The sequence below is a fragment of the Nostocoides sp. HKS02 genome (genome assembly GCF_009707485.1).
Lineage (GTDB): Bacteria > Actinomycetota > Actinomycetes > Actinomycetales > Dermatophilaceae > Pedococcus.
Genome location: NZ_CP046121.1, coordinates 3106383 through 3123881 on the forward strand (window position 1 = coordinate 3106383; position 17499 = coordinate 3123881).

The 17499-nt window shown below is 68.7% G+C and carries 14 protein-coding genes and 3 pseudogenes; 7 read left to right on the forward strand and 10 right to left on the reverse strand.

The features are described 5' to 3' along the window. Positions 1-27: 27 nt before the first annotated feature. Complete coding sequence (ligD, locus tag GKE56_RS14990) at positions 28-1002, reverse strand: non-homologous end-joining DNA ligase (RefSeq protein WP_154685229.1); 975 nt, start codon at positions 1000-1002, stop codon at positions 28-30. A gap of 463 nt (positions 1003-1465) precedes the next feature. Here ligD and GKE56_RS15000 point away from each other — a divergent pair, with 463 nt between their 5' ends. Continuing rightward, the gene (locus GKE56_RS15000; protein WP_154685231.1) at positions 1466-1690 is read left to right on the forward strand and encodes a helix-turn-helix transcriptional regulator; all 225 of its coding nucleotides are present in this window, start codon (positions 1466-1468) and stop codon (positions 1688-1690) included. A gap of 34 nt (positions 1691-1724) precedes the next feature. Here GKE56_RS15000 and GKE56_RS15005 read toward each other — a convergent pair whose 3' ends face one another. The 3 genes and pseudogenes from GKE56_RS15005 to GKE56_RS15015 form a co-directional block, all read right to left on the reverse strand. Next, complete coding sequence (locus GKE56_RS15005; protein WP_154685232.1) at positions 1725-2768, reverse strand: DUF4238 domain-containing protein; 1044 nt, start codon at positions 2766-2768, stop codon at positions 1725-1727. 104 nt (positions 2769-2872) lie between these two features. Continuing rightward, positions 2873-4027, reverse strand: coding sequence for a Shedu anti-phage system protein SduA domain-containing protein (locus tag GKE56_RS15010; RefSeq protein WP_154685233.1), 1155 nt, complete (start codon positions 4025-4027; stop codon positions 2873-2875). A 154-nt stretch (positions 4028-4181) separates the two neighbouring features. Beyond that, positions 4182-4547: pseudogene (locus GKE56_RS15015) on the reverse strand (ATP-dependent DNA ligase); the annotation flags it as partial. 89 nt (positions 4548-4636) lie between these two features. Here GKE56_RS15015 and GKE56_RS15020 point away from each other — a divergent pair. Beyond that, positions 4637-6682, forward strand: a complete 2046-nt coding sequence (locus GKE56_RS15020; protein ID WP_195908156.1) for an acyltransferase family protein — start codon at positions 4637-4639, stop codon at positions 6680-6682. A gap of 54 nt (positions 6683-6736) precedes the next feature. Beyond that, positions 6737-8068: a 4-aminobutyrate--2-oxoglutarate transaminase gene (gabT, locus tag GKE56_RS15025; protein ID WP_154685235.1), complete on the forward strand. Its 1332-nt coding sequence runs from the start codon at positions 6737-6739 to the stop codon at positions 8066-8068. A gap of 126 nt (positions 8069-8194) precedes the next feature. Here gabT and GKE56_RS15030 read toward each other — a convergent pair whose 3' ends face one another. Beyond that, complete coding sequence (locus GKE56_RS15030) at positions 8195-10813, reverse strand: glycogen debranching protein (protein WP_154685236.1); 2619 nt, start codon at positions 10811-10813, stop codon at positions 8195-8197. 189 nt (positions 10814-11002) lie between these two features. Between GKE56_RS15030 and GKE56_RS15035 the strand changes: the two genes are divergently transcribed. Continuing rightward, positions 11003-11797 carry an SDR family NAD(P)-dependent oxidoreductase gene (locus tag GKE56_RS15035; RefSeq protein ID WP_154685237.1) on the forward strand — a complete coding sequence of 265 codons (795 nt, stop codon included), beginning with the start codon at positions 11003-11005 and terminating at the stop codon, positions 11795-11797. An 18-nt stretch (positions 11798-11815) separates the two neighbouring features. Here GKE56_RS15035 and GKE56_RS15040 read toward each other — a convergent pair whose 3' ends face one another. From GKE56_RS15040 to GKE56_RS15060, 5 genes and pseudogenes are all read right to left on the reverse strand, one after another. Then, on the reverse strand, positions 11816-12580 hold the full coding sequence (locus GKE56_RS15040) for an SDR family NAD(P)-dependent oxidoreductase (protein ID WP_154685238.1): 765 nt from the start codon (positions 12578-12580) through the stop codon (positions 11816-11818). A 17-nt stretch (positions 12581-12597) separates the two neighbouring features. Continuing rightward, a pseudogene (locus GKE56_RS15045) lies at positions 12598-13765 on the reverse strand (acyl-CoA dehydrogenase family protein). Between the two features lie 85 nt (positions 13766-13850). Continuing rightward, positions 13851-14687: an SGNH/GDSL hydrolase family protein gene (locus GKE56_RS15050; RefSeq protein ID WP_370518417.1), complete on the reverse strand. Its 837-nt coding sequence runs from the start codon at positions 14685-14687 to the stop codon at positions 13851-13853. Beyond that, a pseudogene (locus tag GKE56_RS15055) lies at positions 14684-15362 on the reverse strand (uracil-DNA glycosylase). Before GKE56_RS15055 ends, GKE56_RS15050 begins: the two are co-directional and overlap by 4 nt. A 20-nt stretch (positions 15363-15382) precedes the next feature. After that, the gene (locus GKE56_RS15060; RefSeq protein ID WP_154685239.1) at positions 15383-15742 is read right to left on the reverse strand and encodes a metalloregulator ArsR/SmtB family transcription factor; all 360 of its coding nucleotides are present in this window, start codon (positions 15740-15742) and stop codon (positions 15383-15385) included. Positions 15743-15847: 105 nt separating this feature from the next. On the opposite strand from GKE56_RS15060, the gene GKE56_RS15065 reads away from it, so the two are divergent. Genes GKE56_RS15065 through GKE56_RS15075 form a run of 3 tightly spaced genes read left to right on the forward strand, consistent with a single transcriptional unit; the run spans position 15848 to position 17399 of the window. After that, positions 15848-16264 (forward strand): ArsI/CadI family heavy metal resistance metalloenzyme, encoded by a 417-nt coding sequence (locus GKE56_RS15065; protein ID WP_154685240.1) that lies wholly within the window; start codon positions 15848-15850, stop codon positions 16262-16264. After that, complete coding sequence (locus GKE56_RS15070) at positions 16255-16956, forward strand: MIP/aquaporin family protein (RefSeq protein WP_154685241.1); 702 nt, start codon at positions 16255-16257, stop codon at positions 16954-16956. Before GKE56_RS15065 ends, GKE56_RS15070 begins: the two co-directional genes overlap by 10 nt. Further along, the gene (locus tag GKE56_RS15075; RefSeq protein ID WP_154685242.1) at positions 16953-17399 is read left to right on the forward strand and encodes an arsenate reductase ArsC; all 447 of its coding nucleotides are present in this window, start codon (positions 16953-16955) and stop codon (positions 17397-17399) included. The genes GKE56_RS15070 and GKE56_RS15075 overlap by 4 nt, the downstream gene beginning before the upstream one ends. The last annotated feature ends 100 nt before the right edge of the window (positions 17400-17499 follow it).

The following is a 17499-nucleotide window of genomic DNA, read 5'->3' on the forward strand; positions in this document are numbered from 1 at the left end:
TCCGCAGATGCGGTCGTGGCGTGAGTTTCAGCCCGCCTCTGCGGGGTCGGGCGGTTCCTCGGCCCCGGCCTTCTCGTCCCCCTGCGCCCACTCCAGCAGGGGATCGATGGAGAAGACCGCATCGTCGATGCCGGCGTGGAGGTCGCCCAGCTCGGCATACCGAGCGGGAACGGTGGCGATCGTGAAGTCGCCCGGCGTCACGTCGTCGACCTCCGACCACTGGATGGGGGTCGACACCGTGCCCTCGGGGTTGCCGCGCACCGAGTACGCGCTGGCGATGGTGTGGTCCCGGGCGTTCTGGTTGTAGTCGACGAACAGGTCGGCAGGGTCGCGGTCCTTGCGCCACCACGTCGTCGTGACGTCGTCGGGCATCCGCCGCTCCACCTCTCGAGCGAATGCCAGGGCCGCGCGGCGAACGTCCTTGAAACCCCACTCCGGCGCGATGCGCACGTAGATGTGCATTCCGGAGCCGCCACTGGTCTTCGGCCACCCCACGGCGCCGAGCTCGTCGAGCACCTCGTGGGCCACGTGCGCCACGCGTTGCACCCTCGACCACGGGCAGGCCGGCCCGGGGTCGAGGTCGATGCGCCACTCGTCGGGCTTCTCGACGTCGGCACGGCGTGAGTTCCAGGGGTGGAACTCCACGGTGCTCATCTGCACAGCCCACGCAATTTGTGCAATTTCGGTGACACATAGTTCGTCGGCTGTGCGGTTGTATCGGGGGAATTTGACCCGCACCGTCTCAATCCATGGCGGCGCGCCCTGCGGCACGCGCTTTTGGTGCACCTTCTCGCCCGTGACCCCCTCAGGGAAGCGATGCAGCATGCACGGCCGATCACGCAGCGCGTTGACGATCCCGTCGCTCACCGATCGGTAGTAGTTAACGAGGTCGAGTTTCGTCTCACCCCGAGCGGGGAAGTAGACGCGGTCGGGGTTGGTGATTCGCACGTCACGCTCCCCGACCTCGATGTCTACAGCGGGAGAGCCCTTGGATCCGGCCACGGGGCCAACATAGCCGGGTTCCCCTTACGGTGGCTGGGCATCGGTGGGCGCGGACTTCGAGACCGAGTGACCCATCGCCTCCTCGTATTCAGCGAGCAAGTCGTTGGACAACCGACCCACGCGATGAACCGGGCGGCCTTGGGCCGCCAACCAGGCCCTGATGTCCGCGCTGCAGTATCCAAGTTTTTGAAGGCGCGAGCGGCTCGACTCCTCCCTCTGGGCCCTGAGGGCGGCGTACTCGACAGGGTCCTGCGGGAGTTCTCCGCGACGATGTGCTTGGACGAGCGCTGGGACCAGGATGTCCCAGAACTCGGCCCATGCTTCCTCCTTGGTTGGCAAGTCAGGTCCGGTCTCCAGGGGCGGCGGCCCGCAACCTCGTCTCCGTTGAACCCATTTGGTCATGCAAGCAGGATGCTACTTATAGTCTGTCGACTCAAGAGATGCACGTTGGCAACCTCTGGGCGTGCCTCCCTCTACCCGCGAGCCTCGCTTGGTCGACTTCGGGGCGCGAGTGCGGGAACTCCGTGAGGAACGTGGCTGGTCACAGGAAGTCTTAGCCGAGCGCGCAGGTGTCCATCGGACTTACGTCGGGTCTGTCGAGCGCGGCGAACGCAACGTGAGCCTGAAGAACATCTATGCGCTGGCTGAGGCGCTCGCCGTGCGTGCGAGGGACCTCTTTCCGGCATAGATCGCCAGTCGACGCACTGGGGCATGTCATCGGTTCATATGTAATCCAGCATTCCGGGCGCGTTGCGATGCCACCCTTGGTCGCAAAGCTGCACGTCTGGCGTCGCTCCGTAACCGTCCGTCCATTCGACTACGCATCCAGGTGGCGGCACGTACTCACCTTGCGGCGACCATTGGGAACAGCGCAGACGTGCCTGGGCACGGCGAGGGAGCGTCTTGCCGACCGGCAGGTAGCGGAGTTGGCTCTCGCCTGCGAAGATCATCTGTTCCCGCCCCTGAATGACATGGCCCCTGAGGGCCGCTGCCATCGCCGCCGTGACCCTTCGGAAGACCGCCTTCTCGCCACGATCCTCGTTGGAGAGGACAACTACCCGGTCCGGGCTGATCGGCCAGAAGATTTGGGGGGCGGCCAGGAGGTTGGGGCGCGCGCCAGCGCGGAACGGAACAACCACTGGTACGTCCGAGGTGACGATCCGTCCCTGCGAGTCGTCCCATATCTCGAGTTGGCGGCCCGTTAGGACATCGGCGGCCTCCCACATGGCTCGGAAGAGGGTCTCAGTATGAAATCCCGCGACAAGATGGGGGTTGTTCGGGGTATCTTGCAGCCTTTGGAAGTCGTTGGGGTTTTGGGCTTCGAGCCAGGCCGCCTGCTGTTGGTGCAAGCGTCGCTGCTGGAGCGTCCGCATTCGCTGGACGGCCATGGTTACGCCGAGTGCCATGTAATCGTCAAATGACAGGTCGTCTGGATCGCTAAGTCTGAGCAGCACGCTTTGAACTCGGCGCAATTCGGAATCGACGACGCCGAACATTAATTCAACTCGGTTGTGAGGGCCGTCGGGCCCAACGACGCGGTGGAAATTCTCCTTCACGCAGACATCCGAAATACCCAATGGCTTCGCGATGCCAGTGGACGTGTTCAGCGCCCAAATGCGCCGTTCGTCATAGGCCCATTGCCGCAGATATGTGCGTGGCACGTAATGATGGCGGCGGCTCGGCGAGTCGGCCCTCCCCGCCTCCGTCAGCAGCCGATCAAAGTATTCCTCGGCGGCTGGGGATAGTGCTCGGCCGCCGCCGGTCATCGGAACTTGGCCCCAAGGATTCCGCACACTCTGAACGACTCGCCAACCGGCGCTATTAACGCTATGCGAATCGATGTCTCCGCCCCCGCTCCTGTTAAGTCGACTCAAACTTGCGAACGGGTCTCGGGGGTCCCTTCCCGGAGATCATTCTCATGACCGAAACCTCCAGTCAGCCAGAGCAGGATCGCTCGCGCTTGCTCCAGGAGGTCGTCGTATGTGAGAACCCGCAGTGTGCCGCCCCATGCCGCGTTCCGGCGCTCGAGGCGCTTGACGTCTGCATCACTTAGGTCGGGACGCCTTCCAATTACGACGGTACCCGTTGGCCGCAGCAACGTCGGGAGTTTCGAGGCGGCGTACTCGGAGTGACGATCGAGCCAGTCCAGCCAGTCAAGGACTTGTTGCTCAGCGTGCACCAGTTCTGCGCGCGGGTTCCCGGCCTTGGAATACAGCGAAAGACTACTTGGCTCGATTTCAATGCAGTGCACGAAGCCATTGTTGGTTACGGCCGCGTAGTCAAGTTCATACTCTCCGCCAAGGGAGTGCTTCGGAAGTATCTGGCGGTACTCAATGCCTAGAAGACTGGGCCGCTCCGTAAGTATGCGTTGAAGGGCATTCTCATCCCGGACGCCCCTATTTAACTCGACCTCTAACGCACGGATCGCGTGCCGGAGGTTTGTGACGACTCGCTCGGCCTCGACGAGTTGGCGAAGTCGCTCCTGATAGGAATGCTCCCTCATGTAGAGATCGGCGGGTTGGAACCTGGCGTTCGCGTTGGCCATGCCAGTTGCCTCGACGCTATGTGCGGCTTTGAATCTCGGGAGCAGCGTCACCTCGTTTCCTTCCCCGTCCGGGACTTTGATGCCGTCTGTGAAAAGCGATTCGTAAAGTTCGACAAGGCGCTGGACGTTGGACTCATCCTGGGGGTAAATAGGAACATCAGCGGCAACCGCGATTGCAAGAGTTCGCTTTGCGTCTTCATCGTTAGCGAACCCGTAAACCTCAAACGACCTCCCTAACATGAGGCACCCGGTCGCCATATCAAGACTGAAGCCGATGACTTCGAAGTGAATCCCGTCGTCTTCCTCCCAGAAGATCAACTCACGAGCAGCTTGAATGATCTCATTCTGGACCCCCGAATCTGGCAGGTCAGCCTTCGCCATTGCCTCGTGCAGCGCGGCTGTCAGGGCTGGGTTGGCCTTCGGATTGCTCAACACGGGCCTGATCTGGGTCGCTTCTGGCCATCTCTCGGTTCGTCCCATTTGCGTACCGTAGTCAGAACCTGCTTCCAAACGCAGCGCTACTCGAAAGTCAGATGAGGTCGGTTGAGGTCCGCGCGCAGGCCCTCCATTGGTAGGGCACGGTCGCCCGGTCGAGCGAGTGCGGTAGGACGGCCACCGGGAGCGGTTTAGAACAGTCGACGGTCGACATCTGCACGGCCCAGATCACGTGCGCGAGCTCGGTCACGCACAGCTCGTCGGCGTTGCGGTTGTACCGCGGGAAGTGCACCCGCACGGTCTCCAGCCACGGCGGCGCGCCCTGAGGGACGCGCTTCTGGTGGACCTTCTCGCCGGCCACGCCCTCGGGGAACCGGTGCAGCATGCACGGCCGCTCCCGCAGCGCGTTGACGATCCCGTCCCCCACGGAGAGGTAGTAGTTGACCAGGTCGAGCTTGGTCTCACCCCGGGCCGGGAAGTAGACGCGGTCGGGGTTGCTGATCCGCACGTCCCGGTCGCCGACCTCGACTTCCACCGCTGGAGAACTCGCCTTGGGCCCCGGCATGTGCCCAACATAGCCCGCCTGCCTTACCATTTCCCCGCCGCCTGGTCAGCAGGCCAGTCCCAGGCGTCGTCGTGAGGAGGATCAACCGCGTGGTGTCTCGCACCCGTTCAGTCAGTGGCGGCGATCGAGGCTTCCTCCCCGAGATCCAGGCGCTGCGCGCCCTCGCGGTCGGGCTCGTCGTGCTCTTCCACCTGTGGCCGCACCGCGTCGGCGGCGGCTACGTCGGGGTCGACGCGTTCTTCGTCATCTCTGGCTACCTCATCACCAGCCACCTGCTGCGCGAGGTCGACGCCACCGGCCGGCTCGGGCTCGCGGCGTTCTACGCACGCCGCGCCCGCCGACTGCTCCCCGCCAGCTTCACGGTGTTGGCGGTGTCCCTCGTGGCGGCTGCCGTGCTGCTCCCCGTCGAGCTGGCCGACGCGAACGCCAAGGAGATCCTGGCCTCGGCCTTCTACGTCCAGAACCTCTACCTGGCCACCAAGGCCGTGACCTACTCCGCATCCAACGACGTCGCATCGACGGTGCAGCACTTCTGGTCGCTGTCGGCGGAGGAGCAGTTCTACCTCGTCTGGCCCGGTCTGATCATCGGGTCCGTGGTGGCCGCCCGACGCTGGCTGCGGCGCCGAACGACGACGACCATCGGCGTGACCCTGGTCGTGCTCACCGTGGCCTCGTTTGGCTGCTCCGTGTGGGCGACGGCCACCCACCCCGCCGCGGCATACTTCATCACCCCTACCCGGGCTTGGGAGTTCGGCATGGGGGCGCTCGTCGTCCTGGGCATGCGCCGATGGGTCCCCACCGGCCCGCTGCCGCTCGTGCTCCGGTGGGCCGGGCTGGCCGCCGTGGTCTACGCCGGCGTCACCTTCACCGAGGCGACCCCCTTCCCCGGGTATGCCGCGGCGCTGCCGTGCCTCGGAACCGCCGCGGTGATCCTCGCCGGTGACACCGGGCGCCGAGACCCCCTGACGGGGCTGTTCCGCTGGCGTCCGATCCAGTGGCTGGGCGACGTGTCCTACTCGGTCTACCTGTGGCACTGGCCGCTCATCGTGTTCGCCCCCTACCTGCTCGGACACACCACGACGTGGCGCAGCAAGCTGGCCATCGTCGCAATCACCCTCGTCCTCGCGCACCTCAGCAAGCGGTACGTCGAGGACGCGACCCGGTTCGCGCCGGCCCTGGTCCGCAGCCCGCGGCTGGCGCTGTCAGCCGCCGTTGTGGGCATGCTCGTGCTGGCGGCCGGCTCTGGCGGTGCCATCGCCCTGGTCCAGCACCAGGAGAACCAGCTGGCCGCGCTGACGCAGGGCAGGGTGGCGCCCTGCGTCGGCGCTGCGGCCCGCGCCGACGGCGCACAGTGCCCCGCCGCGCTCACCGCACCCGCGCTCACCCCGGTGGTGAAGACCGATGCCCCGTGGGCGCCCATGGCCGGTTGCCGACCTCTGCCTGGGCTCCCGGCGGCCCTGCGCTGCTACTGGGGCAAGGGCACGCCAGCCAAGACCGTCGCCCTGGTCGGCGACTCCCATGCCGAGCACTGGCGGCACGCCCTCGAGGTGGTGGCGAAGCAGCGCAACTGGGCATTCGTCGAGATGTATGCCGGCGGCTGCCCGGCGATCAACGCCGACATCGTGAAGTTCGAGGGGCACCCGCGAGAGGAGCCTGGCGGCTGCCGCGTCTGGACCCAAGGCGTGACCACCCGTCTGGCGCAGCTACGGCCCGCCATGGTTCTCACGACGGCCTTCGTCCGGGCGAGCGTGTTCGCGCCCGTCGGGTCTGGCCCTCAGGGCTTCGTCGACGTGTGGCGGCAGTGGCAGCGGTTCACCAAGGTCGTCGCAGTGAGCGACATCCCCACCACGGGGGGCAAGCACGGGCCGCAGTGCCTGTCGATCCACCCCGACAACCCGATCGCCTGCTCGACCCCGCGCAGGGTGGCGGTGGTCGACGACGACCTGCACAAGGCCGTGCGACTGGCTGCGGACTCGGGCCGACCCGTCGAGCTCATCGACCTCACCCGGTACTTCTGCGACCGGTCGACCTGCTACGCCGTCGTGGGCGGCGTCCCGGTGTACTACGACTTCGACCACATGACGAACCAGTTCGCCGTGTCCTTGGCCCCGTACCTCATGGCCGGGCTCGGCTGAGCCGGGACGACCTACCCCATCGCGGTCAGGTCGGGCCGCAACTATGCTCGCCCTATGCTCGAGCAGAAGCGCGTCCTGGCCACCAGCATCCCCGGCCCGAAGTCCGAGGCCCTCCAGCGGCGCAAGCTGGCCTCGGTCTCTGCGGGCGTGGGCACCGGGCTCCCGGTCTACATCGAGCAGGCCGCCGGGGGCATCCTGCGCGACGTCGACGGCAACCAGCTGATCGACTTCGGCTCGGGCATCGCCGTCACCACGGTCGGCAACGGCAACCAGCGGGTCATCGACGCCGTCACTGCCCAGATCAACGACTTCACCCACACCTGCTTCATGGTGACGCCCTACGAGGAGTACCTCGAGGTCGCGGAGGCTCTCGCCGAGGTCACCCCCGGCGAGCACGAGAAGCGCTCGGCACTGTTCAACTCCGGCTCGGAGGCGGTGGAGAACGCCGTCAAGGTCGCCCGCCACTTCACCGGGCGCCAGGCCGTCGTCGCCTTCGACCACGCCTACCACGGGCGCACCAACCTGACGATGGCCCTGACCGCGAAGAACATGCCCTACAAGCACCGCTTCGGCCCCTTCGCCAGCGAGATCTACCGCGCGCAGATGGCCTACCCGTACCGCTGGCCCACCGGTCCCGACCGCTGCGCCGACGAGGCGTTCGAGGCCTTCGTGTCCGACGTCCACGCCCAGATCGGCGAGGACAACACGGCGGCCGTGATCCTCGAGCCCATCCAGGGCGAGGGCGGGTTCATCGTGCCAGCGCCCGGCTTCACGAAGCGCGTTGCCGACTGGTGCCGCGAGCACGGCATCCTGTTCATCGCCGACGAGGTGCAGACCGGCTTCTGTCGCACCGGTGACTGGTTCGCGTCCGAGCACGAGGGCGTCGTGCCCGACCTCATCACGACGGCCAAGGGCATTGCCGGTGGTATGCCGCTCGCAGCCCTCACCGGGCGCGCGGACGTCATGGACGCCATCCACGTCGGTGGCCTCGGGGGCACGTATGGCGGGAACCCGGTCGCCTGCGCCAGCGCCCTGGCCGCGATCGAGACGATGAAGGCCGACGACCTCGCCGGGCGGGCGCGCGCCGTGGAGGCGCTGTTCCGTCCGCGCCTCGAGGCTCTCGCCGACAAGTACGGCGTCATCGGCGACATCCGGGGCCGTGGCGCGATGCTGGCCGTCGAGCTCGTGTCGGACCTCGAGCGCAAGACTCCCGATGCCGACCTCACGGGGCGCATCAACAAGGCCTGCCATGCGCAGGGCCTGGTGACCCTGACCTGTGGCACCTTCGGCAACGTGTTCCGGTTCCTGCCGCCGCTGTCCTCCGGCGATGAGCTGCTGTCAGAGGGCCTGGACATCCTCGAGGACGCGTTCGCCCAGTCTGTGTGACCTCACTGTTCGTGACCTCACTGTTCATCAGGTGGTTGCGTGTCGCTCATCCGCGGCGTGGGTCAGCCCTGTTAGAACAGAGTTGACCCGGCCAAGTATGAGTTGGCCGGGTCAAATGCTTCCTGTCTAGGTCGTGATGGTGAGGGTGTGTGCGCCCGCGGTCGTCGCGATGGTGACCTCCGTCCCGCGGTTGGTCTGGCGCACCGTGTAGTTGTGCACCTGGCGCCCGTCGAGGACGACGGTCACCGGGCTGGTCCCGCGGGGCAACGTGTGGCCGATGACGACGGTCCGGGCGCCGACACGCTGGGTGTCGATCACCGTCTGGTAGACGTTGCCGGTGTGGGTCGCGGTGACGTCGCCCGTGCCCGCCCCGAGGCGGATCGACGTGCCCTGCACGGTGCTCTGCCCGTCGGGCACCTGGGGGACGAACGCGACGAGCTGGTTCCCGAGGTCAGGCTGCACACCGAGCCACTGGTGCACGACCGCCCAGGCAGTGCCGTAGTTGCCCCAGGCCTGCATGAACATCGAGCGACAGGTCCAGCACCGGTCGATGTTGGCGCCTTGGTCGGGCGAGGGGAAGATCTCCGGCATCGCGCCCGGCTGCTCGTCGGGAGTGCCGTTAGTGGCGGGCTCACTGAACATCGGCTCGGCCAGCGCCTGGAGGTACCGACCCTGCTGGGTCGCCCCGAGCCGTCCGTAGTTGCCTTCGCCGATCGACTGGATCGAGGTGGTCAGGCCGAAGATGACCCTCTCACCCTTGCCTTCGGGCCCACCACCACAGGCGGTGTGGAACAGCCCGGGGTTGAATGGCGGGGTGCCGCTGTAGCACGGGTCCTCACGACCGGCGAGCGCCGCAGTGCCGTGGTCGAACGGTGCGAGACCGGGCACGCTCTGACCCGCGATCCGCAGCTCGGCCTCCATCGGCGTCTGCCCGATCCAGTGCTTCTGGAAGGACTGGACGTTGCCCGGGTCGTTCAGCGAGTCGGCATACTGCTGGGCTGCCTGGTACCACCACGTGCCGTCGAAGCGCTGGTTCAGCATGCGGGCGAGGTTGGTCGCCCACGCGTAGGTTGCGCCGTCGCGCTTGGACCGGGCCATGTCGGCGAGGTCGTAGAGCCCGCGGATGAAGTACACGGTGTTGTCGAGCTTCTCCTGGCCCATCCCGGTGCGCTCGACGTTGCCCAGCCCCTCGGGCCAACCGTCGTGGTCGGCGTCGAGCTGGTTCACGACGTAGTGCAGGTTGCGCACCGTGAAGTCGTACATCTCGTCGCGGAAGGCGTTGTCGCCGGTCCACCGCCACAACAGGGCCACGGCACTGGGGAACTTCACCGTCTCATCGGTGTTGAAGTCGTAGGTCGTCACGCCCTTGGCGTCGGTCTGTCGCGAGTCATGGCCGTACCAGATCGACCCATCCGAGACCACCTCGTGGGTGACCACGCCCGAGCGGTTGTTGAGGATGTCGGAGACGTCGCGCAAGGCCCGTAGATGGTCCTCGATGGCCGCGAACTGACCGACCGAGACAGCGGCGAATGCGGTGTACTCGGCGTCCGTGCCGAAGATCCACGGGTAGTCGGGGTAGCCGGCGCCGATCCAGCTCGCCTTGGCGACGGTGCCCAGCGCGGCGGGGAACTGCTTGCCCTGGTTGGTCCACCGGATCTGCAGGTTGTCGGCGGTCTGGGTGAGGTCGGCGATGTTCTGCTTTCCCCAGTCGATGGCGTTCTGCACCAACGGGTTACCGGGCAGTGAGAGCTGCGTCATGGAGGCCAGCTGGGCGCGCGCCGCCTTCTTCGCAGCGAGCTGGCCGGCCGGGTCGGCGAGGGCCCTCGTGAGCTCGGTTTGGGCCTGGGCCGTGCCGGCGTCGGAGCCGGCGGCTGCCAGCCACACCGTGGTGGAGCCGTGGGCAGGCAGTGACAGGGAGTAGGTCAGCTCGCCGCCGGTGCCGCGACCGAACGGTCCGTCGTCGCACTGTGACGGCTTGGGCTCCGCCGGCGCGCCGGGCTCGGTGCCGGTGCAGACGTGGCCCGAGCGCGGACCCCAGAACCCCTGCCCGAGCGCGTGGGAGTCAGGAGTGGCCGCCGTGCCCACGAGCGCTGCGTAGTGGTGGTCAGGAGTGCCGGGCAGGTGGCCGTCGTCGGTGAACACGAGGTTCTTGCCGTCGAAGGAGCCCGAGTCGGGCAGGTTGTCCTTGGCGTTGGGCGTCGTGGAGAAGCCCCAGGGGTACTGGCCCATGAGCTCGGAGTGCGCGTCGACCGACAGGGACGTGGTCCGCGCCGCACCCGGGTTGGTGACCGTGATGCCGAACAGCGCCGCCCGGGTGCCGTCGGGGACGAAGTCCGTGCGCTGGACCTGCAGCCCGGACGTCGTGCTGGGCAAGTCGTAGTGGGTGTAACCCCAGCCGCTGGTGAACTTCGTGGCCGCGCCGAGCCACTGGCCGTCGACCCCGAACCAGACGCCGTCGAGCATCTTCATCGGAGGGGTCCACACGCCGCCCATCTCGCCGGTGATGTGCCAGCCGTTGGCGTAGAAGCCCCCGTCCTCGAAACCGATGGAGTACGCCCTCGTGCCCGCGGCCACCTCGCGGCGGTCGGCGAGGCGCGTTGTCTCGGAGAGCTCGGAGGGGGTCGCTGTGGCTTGGGTCGCGGTGCCCGCTCTTGCCTGGACACCTGCACTGGCGGGCACTTGCCAAGCAGCCATGGAGGTGCCGAGGGCCACAGCCGAGATCGCGGTGATGAGTCTGCGAGACATGTCTTCGACCTCACTGCTGCCGCACTCGACGCTGAGGGGGCAGCTGTTCGTGCGAACCAGGTCGATGGCAAATCTCGCCAGCGGGGGACGTCGTCGGCCCGGATTGTCCTGACTTTTGGACGCTACACCCGCCCCTGAGGGCCAGCAATGGGAGCTCCGACCGGGTTCGGCGCTGACAGACTGCCCGTCATGACACTGCCAAGGATCCTCGATCTCAGCGGGCGCGTGGCCGTGGTGACCGGCGCGGGCAGCCCCACGGGCATCGGGTATGCCGCGGCGTGCCACCTCGGTGCGCTCGGCGCCAAGGTGGTGGTGGCGGCCACGACTGGCCGGGTGCACGACCGGGCGCGAGAGCTCGAGGACGCAGGGACCGACGCGCGCGGGTGGGTCGGCGACCTGACCCTCGAGGCTGACGCAGACGCCCTGGTCGCGCAGGCGTACGGCGAGTTCGGTCGGCTCGACATCCTCGTCAACGCGGCCGGGATGGTGTCGACCAGCGACCCCGACTACCTCGAGGGCGACCTGCTTGGCACGACCCCCGAGCGGTGGAACGCGTCCTTGCGGCGCAACCTCGACACGGCATACCTCGTGAGCCGGGCGGCGCTGCCGCAGCTACGCAGCAGTGGCGCGGGCAGGGTCGTCATGGTGGCCAGCGTCACCGGCCCGGTGATGGCGATGCGCGGCGAGGTGGCCTACGCGGCGGCCAAGGCGGGGATGCTGGGGCTGGCGAGGGCCATGGCCGTCGACGAGGCGCGGCACGGGGTCACCGTCAACACCGTGGCGCCCGGGTGGATCGCCACGGGCAGCCAGACCGAGAGCGAGCGGGTCGAGGCGCAGGTCACGCCGCTGGGCCGATCCGGCGCTCCAGATGAGGTGGCGTCGGCGATCGGTTGGCTGGCGAGCCCGGGTGCGGCGTACGTGACCGGTCAGCTCATCGTCGTCGACGGCGGCAACAGCATCGCTGAGGAGCGGCTGGTCCGGTAGCTCCTTGCGGCAGGTCCCTCAGCGCGGGGGCATGCGCAGCGCGCCGTCGAGGCGGATGACCTCGCCGTTGAGCATCGGGTTGTCCACGACGTGGGCCACGAGGCTGGCGTACTCGACCGGGTTGCCGAGGCGCGAGGGGTGCGGGACCTGCGCCTCGAGCACTGCGGTCGCCTCGGGCGGCAGTCCCGCGAGCATCGGCGTCATGAACGTCCCGGGGGCGATGGTCATCACCCGGATGGCCTTGTCGGCGAGGTCGCGCGCCGCACTCAGGGTGAGGCCGACGACGCCGCCCTTGCTCGCGGCATACGCGGCCTGGCCGATCTGACCGTCATAGGCGGCGATCGACGCGGTCATGACCACGACACCCCGGTCACCGTCGAGCGGCTCGTTCTCGAGCATCGCCGCGGCGGCGAGCCGGAGCACGTTGAAGGTGCCGATCAGGTTGATGGTGACGACGGTGGCGAAGTCCTCGAGCGGCAGCGGCCCGCGCTTGCCCACGACGCGGCCAGGTGTGCCGATTCCCGCGCAGTTGACGACGATTCGCAAGGTGCCCAGTTCGCGGGCGGTGTCGATGGCAGCCTGCACCTGCGCCTCGTCGCGGACGTCGGCCGGGGCGAACCTGACCCGGTCGCCGAGCTCGTCTGCGAGGGCCGCACCGGGGGAGGACGGCAGGTCGACGATGACCACGGCAGCCCCGTCGGCGTGGAGTCGGCGGACGGTGGCGCCGCCGAGCCCGGATGCGCCGCCGGTGACGAGGGCGACGGTCGTGTCGGTGATCTGCACTGGGGTGGGCCTTTCGGTCAGCGGAGCAACTGGCGGCTGATGACGAGCCGCTGGATCTGGTTGGTGCCTTCGAAGATCTGGGTCACCTTCGCCTCGCGAAGGTAGCGCTCGAGGGGGAAGTCCTGGGTGTAGCCAGCGCCGCCCAGCACCTGGACCGCGTCGGTCGTGACCCGCATGGCGTTGTCGGTGCACACCAGCTTGGCGACCGCGGCCTCCTTGGTGAACGGGCGCCCGGCGTCGTGCAGGCGTGCTGCGTGCAGGTAGGCCGCGCGGCCGGAGGTCACTGCGGCCTCCATGTCGGCGAGCAGGAACGCGAGCCCCTGGTTCTCGGCGATCGGGCGGCCGAACTGCTGACGCTCCTGGGCGTAGGCGACCGCCTGGTCGAGCGCTGCCTGGGCGAGGCCGGTGGCGGCCGCGGCGATGCCGAGGCGGCCGGAGTCCAGGGCCGACAGCGCGATGGTCATGCCCTGGCCGCGCTCGCCGACAAGGCGGTCCGCGTCGACCTCGACCCCCTCGAAGTGCACCTCGCTCACCGTGTCGCAGTGCAGCCCCATCTTCTTCTCGGGCGCGCCGAACGCGAGGCCGGGCGCGTCACCCGGCACCACGAAGCACGACAAGCCGCGGGGGCCGTCGTCGGACGTCCGCACGAAGGAGGTGTAGAAGTCGGCGTGCCCGGCGTGCGAGATCCAGGCCTTGGTGCCCTTGAGCCGGTATGCCGTGGGTGCGGCGTCGTCGTCTGGCGTCGCCCGCGCGCTCATCGAGGCGACGTCGGATCCGGCGCCCCGCTCGGACAGGCAGTAGGCGCCGAGCTGGTCGCCGGAGAGCATGCCGGGCAGCAGCGCCTCCTGCTGGGCCCGGGAGCCGAACTGGGCGACTGGGTAGCAGGTCAGCGAGTGCACCGAGACGCCGACGGCCACGCTCATCCAGGCCGAGGCGATCTCCTCGACGACCTGGAGGTAGACCTCGTAGGGCTGGCCGCCGCCGCCGAACTCCTCGGGGTAGGGCAGCGACAGCAGGCCAGCCCGACCGAGCGTGCGGAAGGCATCGCGGGGCAGCTGGGGGGGTGGTGGCGGCGGCGCGCTCGGCGTCGTCGACCCGGGGGCGGAGCTCCTTGTCACAGATCTCGCGCGTGAGGTCGATGAGGTCGTGGCCCTCCTCGGTCGGCATGAGTCGGGTCGCGGGCATGGTCTCGATGGTAGTAGTAGGACGTCCTACTACTTGAATCGCGCAGGTCACCCAGGCAGCGCGGAGGCGGGGAGCCGGGGAGAGGTCAGGCGGGGTCGATCGGGGTGAGCTCGGGCCGCTTGGCCATTACGGTGTCTCCCGAGGACTCACCCCGGAGCCGGCGTTGCACCCAGGGCGCGAGGTGCGTGCGCGCCCACGCGGCGTTCGCAGCGGCCGCCTCGCGGCGGGCGAGCGGGGGAGCCGGCGGCAACGGGGTGCTCCAGTCGGCCCGGTCGGTGTCGTGGCCCAGCGCCGAGAGGGCGTTGAGCGCCACCCGGCGATGTCCCTCGCTCGTCATGTGGATGCGGTCCTCGGACCAGAGCCGGAAGTCGCGCAGGGCGCGCATACCCCACTGGTTGATGACGTAGCAGCCGTGCTGCTGGGCGATGCTGAACAGGTTGGCCGAGTGGATCGCGTGTCGCCCGCGCAGGTGACGCAGCAGCGGCGCCCCGGCCGGGTCGGTCGGCGTCGCCAGCAGCACGTCGGCACCGCCCTCGCGCAACCGCACCACGGCCTGCTCGAGCCGGGCGGCGATGGCGTCGAGGTCAGCCTTAGGGCGCAGGATGTCGTTGCCGCCGCCGACCATGGAGACGAGGTCTGGACCCAGGCCGAGGGCCGCGTCGAGCTGCGGCCCGACGACATCTGCCAGCAGCCGGCCCCGCACCGCGAGGTTGGCGTAGGCGAACTCTCCGCCCGCCGCGTGGGCGATTCCCGCGAGGTGGGTGGCGAGCCGGTCGGCCCACCCGACGTACACGCCAGGCATTGCGGGGTCCTCGTCGGACATCCCTTCGCTGAACGAGTCGCCGATCGCGACGTAGCGGTGCCAGACCTTGCCTCGCTCGGGCAGGTGGGTGAGGTTGTTGGCGGTCATCGCCTCGCTCACGGCAGTCTCCAATCGATCGGGGTGGCGCCCTGCTGGGCGAGGAGCTCGTTGGCCCGGCTGAACGGCCTGCTGCCGAAGAACCCGGCGTGTGCCGAGAGCGGAGAGGGGTGCGCGCTCTCCACCGCCGGTATGCCGTGCAGGTGCGGCACGAGGTTGCGCGCGTCCCTGCCCCACAGGATGGCCACCAGCGGACCGCCACGCTGGACCAGAGCCGAAATCGCTTGTGCCGTCACGGTTTCCCAGCCCTTGCCGCGATGGCTTGCGGGCTTGCCCGGGGCGACGGTCAGGACGCGGTTGAGCAACAGCACCCCCTGGTCCGCCCATGGTGACAGGTCGCCGGTGGACGGCTTCGGCAGGCCGAGGTCGGCGTGCAGCTCCTGGTAGATGTTCGCCAGGCTCCGGGGGATGGGCTGGACCTCAGCACCAACCGAGAAGGAGAGCCCCACGGCGTGGCCAGGCGTGGGGTAGGGGTCCTGGCCCACGATGAGGACGCGCACCGCGTCGAGGGGGCTGTTCGAACGCCCGGAGCACGTGGCCGCCGGCCGGCAGGTATCCCCGCCCGGCCGCGACCTCGCCGCGCAGGAACTCGCCCAGGCTGGCGACCGTCTCGGTCACCGGTTCGAGGGCAGCCGCCCACGAGGGGTGGACGAGCGCGGTGAGGGCAGCGGCCGGCATACCCGAAAACTAACGTGCCTTCAGCGGAAGATGGCGGCGAGGTCGTCGAGCCGCCCCGGCACCAGCCGGAACCACGCCCAGGTGCCCCGGCGCTCGCGGGTGAGCAGACCTGCCTCGGTGAGCACCTTGAGGTGATGGCTGACCGTGGGCTGGGACAGGCCGACCGCTGGAGTGAGGTCGCAGACGCAGGCTTCGTGGTCCTTGGAGGTGCGGATGAGCGAGAGCAGCTGGAGCCGCACCGGGTCGGCCACGGCCTTGAGCAGCTGCGCAGTAGCCTCCGCCTGCTCGCGGCTCATGGCGGCGTCCGCGGCCAGCGACCCGCAGCAGACGACGCCTGCGGAGTCGGTGGTGAGGGTCGCCAGCAGCGTGGGCGGGGACATGGTGCGGTCCTTCCTCAACATCGATAAGGTTCGATATTGACAAACGTCGATGCTACGGTTTCACTTCCTGCATAGACAATAGTCGATGAAAGGAAGAGTGGTCCCATGTCACGCATCCAGCTGGCGCTCAACGTGGCCGACCTCGACACGTCGGTGGCGTTCTACTCGACGTTGTTCGGCACCCAGCCCCACAAGCGCCGCCCGGGGTACGCCAACTTCGCCGTGGCCGAGCCCCCGCTCAAACTGGTCCTCATCGAGGTGCCTGCGGATGCCCGCGGCGAGGGGACCGCCCAAGCCCTCAACCACCTCGGCATCGAGGTCGACAGCACGGCCGAGGTCGAGGCCGGCGCGGCGCGGCTGCGTGACGCTGGCCTGGCGACCTTCGACGAGCGCGACACCACCTGCTGCTACGCGCTGCAGGACAAGGTGTGGGTGCACGACCCTGCCGGGGCGCCGTGGGAGGTCTACACCGTCACGGACGACAACCCTGTGGTCGAGCGCGAGGGGGCCGCGTGTTGCTGAAGGCCACCCCCTCAGCCCGGATCGGTGCGGAGTTCCTCGGCACCGCCGGGCTGGTCGCTGCCGTCGTCGGCTCCGGCGTGATGGCCCAGCGCCTCACCGGTGACGTGGCCGTGCAGCTGCTCGTCAACGCGGTGGCCACCGTAGCCGTGCTGGGTGTGCTCATCTCCTCGCTGGGCCCGGTGAGTGGAGCCCACTTCAACCCGGCGGTGACCCTGGCCCAGGCCGTGCGCCGTGAGCACCCCTGGAGCGACGTCGCGCCCTACCTCGCCGCCCAGCTCGCCGGGGGTGTGGCGGGCACCGCCCTGGCCAACCTCATGTTCGGTCTGCCGGCTCTGTACTGGTCACGCCATGACCGCAGCGGAGTGGGGCTCTGGCTGGGCGAGGCGGTGGCCACCGCCGGCCTGGTCCTTGCGATCGCGCTCGTGCGCGAGGGTGGCGACCGTGCCTCGCTAGTCATTCCCGCCTGGATCCTCGGGGCCTACTTCTTCACCTCGTCGACGTCCTTCGCCAACCCGGCCGTGACCGTGGCCCGCACGCTCAGCGACACCTTTGCGGGCATCGCGCCCGCCTCCGCGCCCGCGTTCGTGCTCGCCCAGCTCGTCGGCGCAGGCGCGGCTGTCCTCGTCGCCGCGGCCCTCGTCCCACGACCAGCCCCCCAACCGGACCCCCACCCAGACAGGATTGCGTCATGACCGATCGCCCGAGTGTCCTGTTCGTCTGCGTCCACAACGCGGGGCGCTCCCAGATGGCCGCGGCCTACCTCTCGCAGCTCTCCGGCGGCGCGGTCGAGGTGAGGTCGGCGGGCAGTGCGCCCGCAGACCAGGTCAACCCGTCGGCAGTCCAAGCGATGGCCGAGGAGGGCATCGACATCGCCGCCGAGGTGCCCAAGGTCCTCACCGCCGAGGCCGTCCAGGAGTCCCATGTCGTCGTGACGATGGGGTGCGGCGACACCTGCCCGTACTTCCCGGGCAAGCGCTACGAGGACTGGGTGCTGGACGACCCGGCAGGCCAGGGTCTCGCGGCGGTCCGCCCGATCCGCGACGAGATCCGCAGGCGGGTCGAGACGCTCCTGCGCGAGCTCGGCGTGGGGCCGATCGAGGGCGGCGTCGAGCCGGCCGACCGCGCCGACCGCTAGCCTCGGTGCCCGTGACTCCTCGGTGGCCCGTCGTCCTGTTCGACTTCGACGGCACGCTCGCCGACACGATCCCCCCTCATCGTCGCCTCGTACCACCACG